Source organism: bacterium (genome assembly GCA_035419245.1).
Classification (GTDB): Bacteria; Zhuqueibacterota; Zhuqueibacteria; order Residuimicrobiales; family Residuimicrobiaceae; genus JAKPUX01.
In genome coordinates this window covers 1-8,087 of record DAOLSP010000036.1, presented here as the reverse complement: position 1 = coordinate 8,087, position 8,087 = coordinate 1, and the positions used below count along the sequence as shown (strand labels likewise).

Annotated in this window: 5 protein-coding genes; all 5 read right to left on the bottom strand. The window is 60.1% G+C overall.

Annotated elements, in window-relative coordinates; all coding sequences use genetic code 11:
* Nucleotides 1-74: 74 nt before the first annotated feature.
* Nucleotides 75-2,159, bottom strand: coding sequence for an elongation factor G (gene fusA / locus PLH32_17995; protein HQJ66502.1), 2,085 nt, complete (start codon nucleotides 2,157-2,159; stop codon nucleotides 75-77).
* A gap of 224 nt (nucleotides 2,160-2,383) precedes the next feature.
* Nucleotides 2,384-2,854: a 30S ribosomal protein S7 gene (gene rpsG / locus PLH32_17990; protein HQJ66501.1), complete on the bottom strand. Its 471-nt coding sequence runs from the start codon at nucleotides 2,852-2,854 to the stop codon at nucleotides 2,384-2,386.
* A 44-nt stretch (nucleotides 2,855-2,898) separates the two neighbouring features.
* A complete protein-coding gene (rpsL, locus tag PLH32_17985; protein ID HQJ66500.1) occupies nucleotides 2,899-3,270 on the bottom strand; it encodes a 30S ribosomal protein S12 in 372 nt (123 codons plus the stop codon).
* Between the two features lie 85 nt (nucleotides 3,271-3,355).
* Nucleotides 3,356-7,642, bottom strand: coding sequence for a DNA-directed RNA polymerase subunit beta' (rpoC, locus tag PLH32_17980; GenBank protein HQJ66499.1), 4,287 nt, complete (start codon nucleotides 7,640-7,642; stop codon nucleotides 3,356-3,358).
* Nucleotides 7,643-7,779: 137 nt separating this feature from the next.
* A partial coding sequence (locus tag PLH32_17975; GenBank protein ID HQJ66498.1) for a hypothetical protein occupies nucleotides 7,780-8,087 on the bottom strand: 308 nt, incomplete at its 5' end.

The following is an 8,087-nucleotide window of genomic DNA, read 5'->3' as shown; positions in this document are numbered from 1 at the left end:
CAATCGTGCCGATGTTCACATGCGGCTTGGTCCGCTCGAACTTTTGCTTTGCCATGATACACTCTCCTTGAATTCTATACCATCAGCCCCATCTTTTGCAGGAGCTTCTTGCCTACTTCTTCCGTAACCTTCTGATAGTTGAAGAACCGCATTGTAAAGACGGCGCGGCCTTGTGACATGTTGCGCAGGGCGGTGGCGTAGCCGAACATCTCGGCCAGGGGAGCCTGGGCGTTGATGACCTGGGCATCCTTGCGCTTGTGGTGGTTGGCGATCTTGGCCCGCCGCGCCGCCAGATCGCTGAGGATTGCCCCGAAATACTCTTCCGGAGTGATCACCTCCAGGTCCATGATCGGCTCCATTAGAATCGGCTTGCCGCGCCGTGCCGCATCCTGCAGCGCCATCGCCCCGGCGATCTTGAAGGCCAGCTCGCTGGAATCGACATCATGGAAGGAGCCGTCGACCAGGTTCGCCTTGATGTCGATGATCGGATACCCGGCGATCACGCCGCTGACCATCGCCTCACGGATACCCTGTTCCACCGGCCGGATGAACTGCCCTGGCACCTGCATCGGGCCGACGTGGCTGGTGAAGGAAAAGATCTCGCCCTGTTCAGCCGGAGAAAACTCGATGACGACGTGGGCATATTGTCCTTTGCCGCCGGTCTGTTTGACGAAGCGGATCTCGCTGGTCACCGGCTCGGTGATGGTCTCGCGGTAAGCGACCTGCGGCTTGCCGACGTTGGCCTGAACCTTGAACTCGCGCATCAGGCGGTCGACCAGGATCTCGAGGTGCAGTTCGCCCATGCCGGCGATGATCATCTGCCCGGTCTCGGCGTCGACACTGTACTGAAAGGTCGGATCCTCATCCGCCAACGCAGTCAGCGCGGTGCTCATGCGATCCTGATCGGCCTTGGACCGGGGTTCGATGGCGATGCGGATGACCGGGATCGGAAAGTTCATGCTCTCGAGCATCAACGGATGCTTAGGATCGCAAAGCGTGTCTCCGGTGCGGGTGTTGCGCAGGCCGACGGCCGCGGCGATATCGCCAGTGGAGACGCGCTGGATGTCGTCACGCTTGTTGGCGGACATCTGCAGGATGCGGCTGAAGCGCTCCTTCTTTTCCGTGCCGGTGTTGAGCGCGGTCTCGCCGACGGCGATGCTCCCCGAATAAACCCGGAAGTAGGTGAGCTTGCCGACAAAGGGATCGGTCATGATCTTGAAAGCGAGCGCCGTGAAGGGTTGCTGGTCGTCGGCCGTCCGTTTCTCCATCTTTTCGGTATAGGGATTGACCCCTTCCACCGGCGGCACATCCAGGGGGCTGGGCAGGTAACGAACGACCGCATCGAGGAGATGCTGGACACCACGGTTCTTGACCGAGGCGCCGCAGAGGACCGGGACGATGGCATCCTTGAGGGTGCCGGCGCGCAGGGCGCGATGGATCTCCTCGATGGTGACGGTTTCTCCGGAGAGGTATTTCTCCATGACCGCATCATCGAAATCGGCGATGGTCTCGATCAGGTCGTGACGCTTGGCGAAGGCCTTCTCCTGTAGTTCCGCGGGGATCTCGCTCTCCTCCCACGTGCTGCCCAGAGTCGCCTCATCGTAGTAGATCGCCTTCATGCTGATCAGATCAACCAGGCCGATGAAGCGATCCTCGGCGCCGATGGGAAGCTGGATCGAGACAGGCCGGGTGTGGAGCCGTTCCCTCATCGACTCCAGGACCATCTCAAAGTCGGCCCCGACCCGATCCATCTTGTTGACATAGGCGATGCGCGGGATGCGGTACTTGTCCGCCTGACGCCAGACCGTCTCCGACTGCGGCTCGACGCCGCCGGCGGCATCGAAGATGGCGACCGCGCCATCCAAAACTCTCAAAGAACGTTCGACTTCGGCCGTGAAATCGACATGGCCGGGGGTGTCTATAATATTGATGCGATGGTTCTTCCAGGTGCAGGTGATCGCGGCGGAGGTGATGGTGATCCCGCGTTCGCGTTCCTGCTGCATCCAGTCCATAGTAGCGGCGCCATCATCGACCTCGCCCATCCGGTGCACCTTGCCGGTATAATACAAGATCCGTTCAGTGGTGGTCGTCTTACCGGCATCGATGTGGGCCATGATGCCGATATTACGGGTCTTATCCAGAGGGGACGGGGTTGACATAAAAAAGCCACTTACCTTTAGAGCGCGCCTCCCGGGTTGATTTCGGAGCGCAGGTGCGTGGGCATCAGAAAGTGGCGCGCCACGCATCCATCTCAATTGCAAGTGGTTACAGAGAGGGAGCGAATTATGCAGCGCCAAGTCCTGGCACCCACTTTCCGGACCGGCTGTCTTTGAGCCTTGTTAGCCCGGAGTTAGAATGCAAGACTGGCTTAAACCAGAGCGAACTACCAGCGGAAATGGGCGAAAGCCTTGTTGGCTTCGGCCATTTTATGGGTATCCTCGCGTTTCTTGATCGAGTTGCCTTCATTTTTCGCCGCGGCCATCAATTCTGCGGCGAGTTTTTCGGACATGGTCTTTTCGGAACGTCCCTTGGCGTAATTGATAATCCAGCGGATGGCTAGCGCCTGCTGACGTTCGCCGCGGATATCGACCGGGACCTGATAGGTGGCGCCGCCGACACGGCGGGAGCGCACTTCGAGCATCGGCCGGACGTTATGCATCGCCTTTTCGAAGACCGGCAACCCATCGGCGCTGGTCTTGGCGGCGATGATATCGATGGCATCGTAAAAAATGGTCTCCGCCACGCTGCGTTTGCCGCCGCGGAGCAGACCATTGATAAACTTGGTCACCAGCACGCTGTTGAATTTAGGATCAGGCAGTACAATCCGCTTTGATGGTGTTTTTCTTCTCGACATGCAAGACTCTCAATAGGATAGGAATAGGCTCTCGAATGCGCCGCTTACTTGCCGCGTTTGGCGCCATATTTGGAACGGCTCTGCTTGCGGTCCTGGACGCCGCTGGTATCCAGCACGCCGCGGACGATATGATAACGGACGCCCGGCAAATCCTTGACACGTCCGCCGCGGATCATGACAATCGAATGCTCCTGGAGGTTGTGACCCTCACCCGGAATATAGGCCGTCACTTCAATCTGGTTGCTGAGGCGCACACGCGCCACCTTGCGCAAGGCAGAATTGGGCTTTTTGGGCGTGGTGGTGTAAACGCGGGTGCAGACGCCGCGCCGCTGCGGTGATTTGTTGAGCGCCGGGGCTTTCTCACGCTTGCCGAGAGTTTCGCGACCGGTGCGAACCAGTTGATTGATGGTTGGCACTCTACCTCCAAATTTTGTCAAAGCCTTTTAATATAAGGTAATTTTCTGCAAATTTCAAGAAATTTATTCACTTTCTGCACAGAACTTATTCATTTTCCAGCTCTTCAAGGTCGATGACATTTCCCTCGTCCTCCTCATCCTCGATAAGGACCGCGGGCTGGGCGGCCGGACGCTCTGGCGGCGTGGGGAGGTCGATCTCGGGTCCTTCGACCTTGATCTCCTTGTAGCGGCTGATGCCGGTGCCGGCCGGAATGAGATGGCCCATGACCACGTTTTCCTTGAGGCCGAGCAGCTCATCCACCTTGCCTTCGACCGAACCGTCGGTGAGCACCCGGGTGGTCTCCTGGAAGGAGGCCGCCGAAATCCAACTTTCGGTGGTCAGCGAAGCCTTGGTGATGCCGAGCAGCAGCGGCTGGAAGGTGGCCGGCTGGCCGGAACGCGCCTGGGGCGGGGTTTTCTCCGCCGCCTCCAGTTTGGCCACGACCTTGCGGAACTCCTCGGCCTCTACCATCTCATCGACCTGGAATTTGGAGTCGCCGCGCTCGGTGATGACCACCATATTGCGGATGCGCTCGTTCTCGGCGAGAAAGCTGAGGCGGTCGACCTGGTCGCCCTCGAGGTAAAAGGTATCGCCGGGATCCTCGATCTTGACCTTTTGCAGCATCTGGCGGACGATCACCTCGATGTGCTTGTCATTGATGCGCACACCCTGCAGCCGGTAGACCTCCTGGATCTCGTTGACGAGGTATTCCTGCACCTTGTTGGCGCCCATGATGGCGAGAATATCGTGGGGCACGACCGAGCCTTCGGAGAGTTTTTCGCCCGCATGGACGAAATCGCCGGCGTGGACGAGGACGTGCTTGCCGTAGCCGATCATGTAGACCTTTTCCTCATGGCCGTCTTCGGAGCGCACCAGGATCTTGCGCACGCCACGCTTCATCTCACCGAACTCGACGATGCCGTCGATCTCGCTGACCACGGCCGGCTCCTTCGGCCGCCGCGCCTCAAAAAGCTCGGCGACTCGCGGCAGACCGCCGGTGATATCGCGGGTTTTGGCGATCTCGCGCGGGATTTTGACCAGCGCATCGCCGGCCGTGATCATATCACCGTCACGCACCACCAGGTTGGCCCGGGTCGGGATGACATAGGCGCTGGTGACCTTGCCCTTCTCATCGAGAATGTTGATGGTGGGACTGAGATTGCGCGTGCGGGTTTCAATGACCACCCGCTGACGCATGCCCGTGGTCTCATCCATCTCCTCGCGGAAGGTGATGTTCTCGAGCAGATCGCGGAACTGCACCTTGCCCGAGGTGGTGCTGAGGATGCTGGCGGTATAGGGATCCCACTTGAAGATGACGGTCCCCTTTTCCACGCGTTCACCCGGCCGGACGATGATCGTCGCGCCGTAGGGCACCGTGAGGCGCTCCATATTGCGGTTGTCATCATCCTGCACGTTGATGCGGCCGTTGCGCCCGATGCAGACGATCTCACCGTCCTCGCGCTCGACGGTCTTGAGATTATCCCAGGCGATGGTACCCTCGTGCTTGACCGCGACTTGGGACTGGGCCGCGATGCGCGAGGCGGTACCGCCGATGTGGAAGGTTCGCAGGGTCAGCTGGGTGCCCGGCTCGCCGATCGACTGCGCCGCCATGACGCCCACGGCCTCGCCGATGCAGACCATCTTGCCCGTGGCGAGGTTGCGTCCGTAGCACTGGGCGCAGACACCGCGCGGGGCTTCACAGGTGAGGACCGAGCGGATCATCACCGACTCGGGGCCGGCGTCGCTGATCTTCTTGGCGGTCTCTTCGTTGATGAGGGCCCCGGCCTCGATGATGACGTCGCCCGTTTCGGGATCGAAGATGTCTTCAGCCGCGACGCGCCCGATGATGCGGTCCTGCATCGACTCGATCACCTCCTCGCCCTCCTTGATGTCGGCCACACGCAGGCCGAGGATGGTGCCACAGTCGGTTTGCGTGATGATGACGTCCTGGGCGACATCGACGAGCCGGCGGGTGAGGTAACCGGCGTCGGCGGTTTTGAGGGCGGTGTCGGCCAGACCCTTGCGGGCGCCGTGGGTGGAGATGAAGTACTCGAGCACCGAAAGACCCTCGCGGAAGTTGGCAGTGATCGGGTTCTCGATGATTTCGCCCATCGAGCCGGTCATCTTCTTCTGCGGCTTGGCCATCAGGCCGCGCATACCAGCGAGCTGTCGGATCTGCTCTTTCGAACCGCGCGCGCCGGAATCGGCCATCATGAAGATGGGATTGAAGCCCTGACGGTCCTGGCGCAGCCGCTCGAACATCTTTTCGGCTACGGCGCTGGTGGTGTGCGTCCAGATGTCGATGATCTGGTTGTAGCGCTCGCCATCGGTGATGATGCCGCGCTCGTAGCGTTTGAGGATGGCATCGACACTCTTGAAAGCCATGCCGAGCAATTCTTCCTTTTCGGGCGGGACCAGCACGTCGTCGAGACCGACGGTAGTGCCCGACTTCATGGCGAACTGAAAGCCGATATTTTTCAGGTCGTCGAGGAGCTGCGCGGTGCGATGGTTGCCCAGCTTGTTGTAGGCGCGCGCCACCAGGTCCTCGATAGCCTTTTTGGTCAGACCGGCGTTGACGAACTTTAATTCCTCGGGAAGGATATCGTTAAAGATGACGCGGCCGACGGTTGTCTCGATGAGTTCGTTCTTGAAGCGCACCTTGATCGGGGCGTGAAGGGCGATGCGCTGATCATTGTAGGCGATGAGAACCTCGTCGGTCGAGGCGAAGGTCATCCCCTCGCCCTGCACACCGGTGCGGCGCTTGGTCAGGTAATAGATCCCGAGCACGATATCCTGGCTGGGGATGGCCAGCGGCCGTCCATGCGCCGGGGAGAGGATGTTGTGGCTCGAGAGCATCAGGATCTTGGTCTCGATTTGGGCATAGAAGGAGAGCGGGACGTGCACCGCCATCTGGTCGCCGTCAAAGTCGGCGTTGAAAGCGGCGCAAACCAGGGGGTGAATCTGGATCGCTTTGCCCTCGATTAGCACCGGCTGGAAAGCCTGGATGCCGAGACGATGGAGGGTCGGGGCGCGGTTGAGCATCACGGGGTGATCGTCGATGATCTCCTCGAGGATATCCCAGACCTCGGACCCGCGGCGTTCGACATACTTCTTGGCGCTCTTGACGGTCTTGACCAGGCCGCGCTCAACCAGCTTGCGGATGACGAAGGGCTTAAAGAGTTCGAGCGCCATCTCCTTGGGCAGCCCGCATTCATGGAGGCGCAGCTCCGGGCCGACGACGATGACCGAGCGGCCGGAGTAGTCGATGCGCTTGCCCAGCAGGTTCTGACGGAAGCGGCCCTGCTTGCCGCGCAGCATATCGGAGAGGCTTTTGAGGGCGCGGTTGCCGTCGCTGCGCACGGCCGAAGACTTGCGGCCGTTGTCGAAGAGCGAATCGACCGCCTCCTGGAGCATGCGCTTCTCGTTGCGCAGGATCACCTCGGGGGCCTTGATCTCGAGCAGCTTCTTGAGCCGATTGTTGCGGATGATGACGCGGCGGTAAAGATCATTGAGGTCCGAGGTGGCGAAACGGCCGCCCTCGAGGGGAACCAGGGGGCGCAGCTCGGGCGGCACCACCGGGATCACCGACATCACCATCCAGTCCGGCCGGTTTTCCCGGTCGCGGTTGGAGCGACGGAAGGCCTCGACGACCTTGAGGCGTTTGAGGGCCTCGGCCTTGCGCTGGATCGAGGTCTCGGTGCGCGCCTGGAGGCGCAGTTCGTGGGAAAGGGTGTCGATGTTGACCTGGCGCAGCAGGGCATGGACCGCCAGGCCGCCGATCTCGGCATAAAAGCGCTGATCTTCAGGTACATCGGTCTCGAGCTCGCGCATGCGCTCGGTCACGTCGAGAAAATCCTCTTCAGTGATCAGATCTTTGGCGCTGAGGCCGCTTTTGCCGGGGCGGATCACGACATAGGATTCATAATAAATCACCTTCTCCAGCTCTTTGATGCTCATCCCGAGGATGTAGCCGATCTTGGAGGGGAGGGATTTCCAGTACCAGATATGGACCACGGGCACGGCCAGAGTGATGTGGCCCATGCGCTCGCGGCGGACGCTCTTCATAGTCACTTCGACGCCGCAGCGGTCGCAGACGATGCCCTTGTAACGGATGCGCTTGTATTTGCCGCAATGGCATTCCCAATCGCGCACCGGGCCAAAAATCTTTTCGCAAAAGAGACCGTCTTTTTCGGGCTTGAAGGAGCGGTAATTGATGGTCTCCGGCTTGGTCACCTCTCCGTGCGACCGTTCGAGGATCTTGTCCGGCGAGGCCAGGCCGATATAGATGGCGGAAAAATTGGCATCCTGTACGGGAGCTTCTTGTGCGAACATGTAATTCAAATGGTCACCTCCAAACTCAACAAGGGAGCCTGGTTAAGAAAAACGCATAAAGAGGCGTAGCGGACCTCCCCTTTTGCAGGAGCATCCGCTGCACCTCTGATATCGACGGGGGACCCCATCTGCACAGATTATTTCTTCGCAGTTTTGCTGATCAGCTCCACATCCAGGCCCAGGCCCATCAACTCGCGAATCAGCACGTTGAAGGATTCCGGCAAACCCGGTTCGGGGATGCTCTCGCCCTTGACGATGGCTTCGTACGCCTTGGAGCGGCCGCGGACATCATCCGACTTGACCGTAAGGATCTCCTGCAACGTATAGGCGGCGCCGTAGGCCTCGAGCGCCCAGACTTCCATTTCGCCGAAGCGCTGACCGCCAAACTGCGCCTTGCCGCCCAGCGGCTGCTGGGTGATCAGGGAGTAGGGGCCGATGGAGCGGG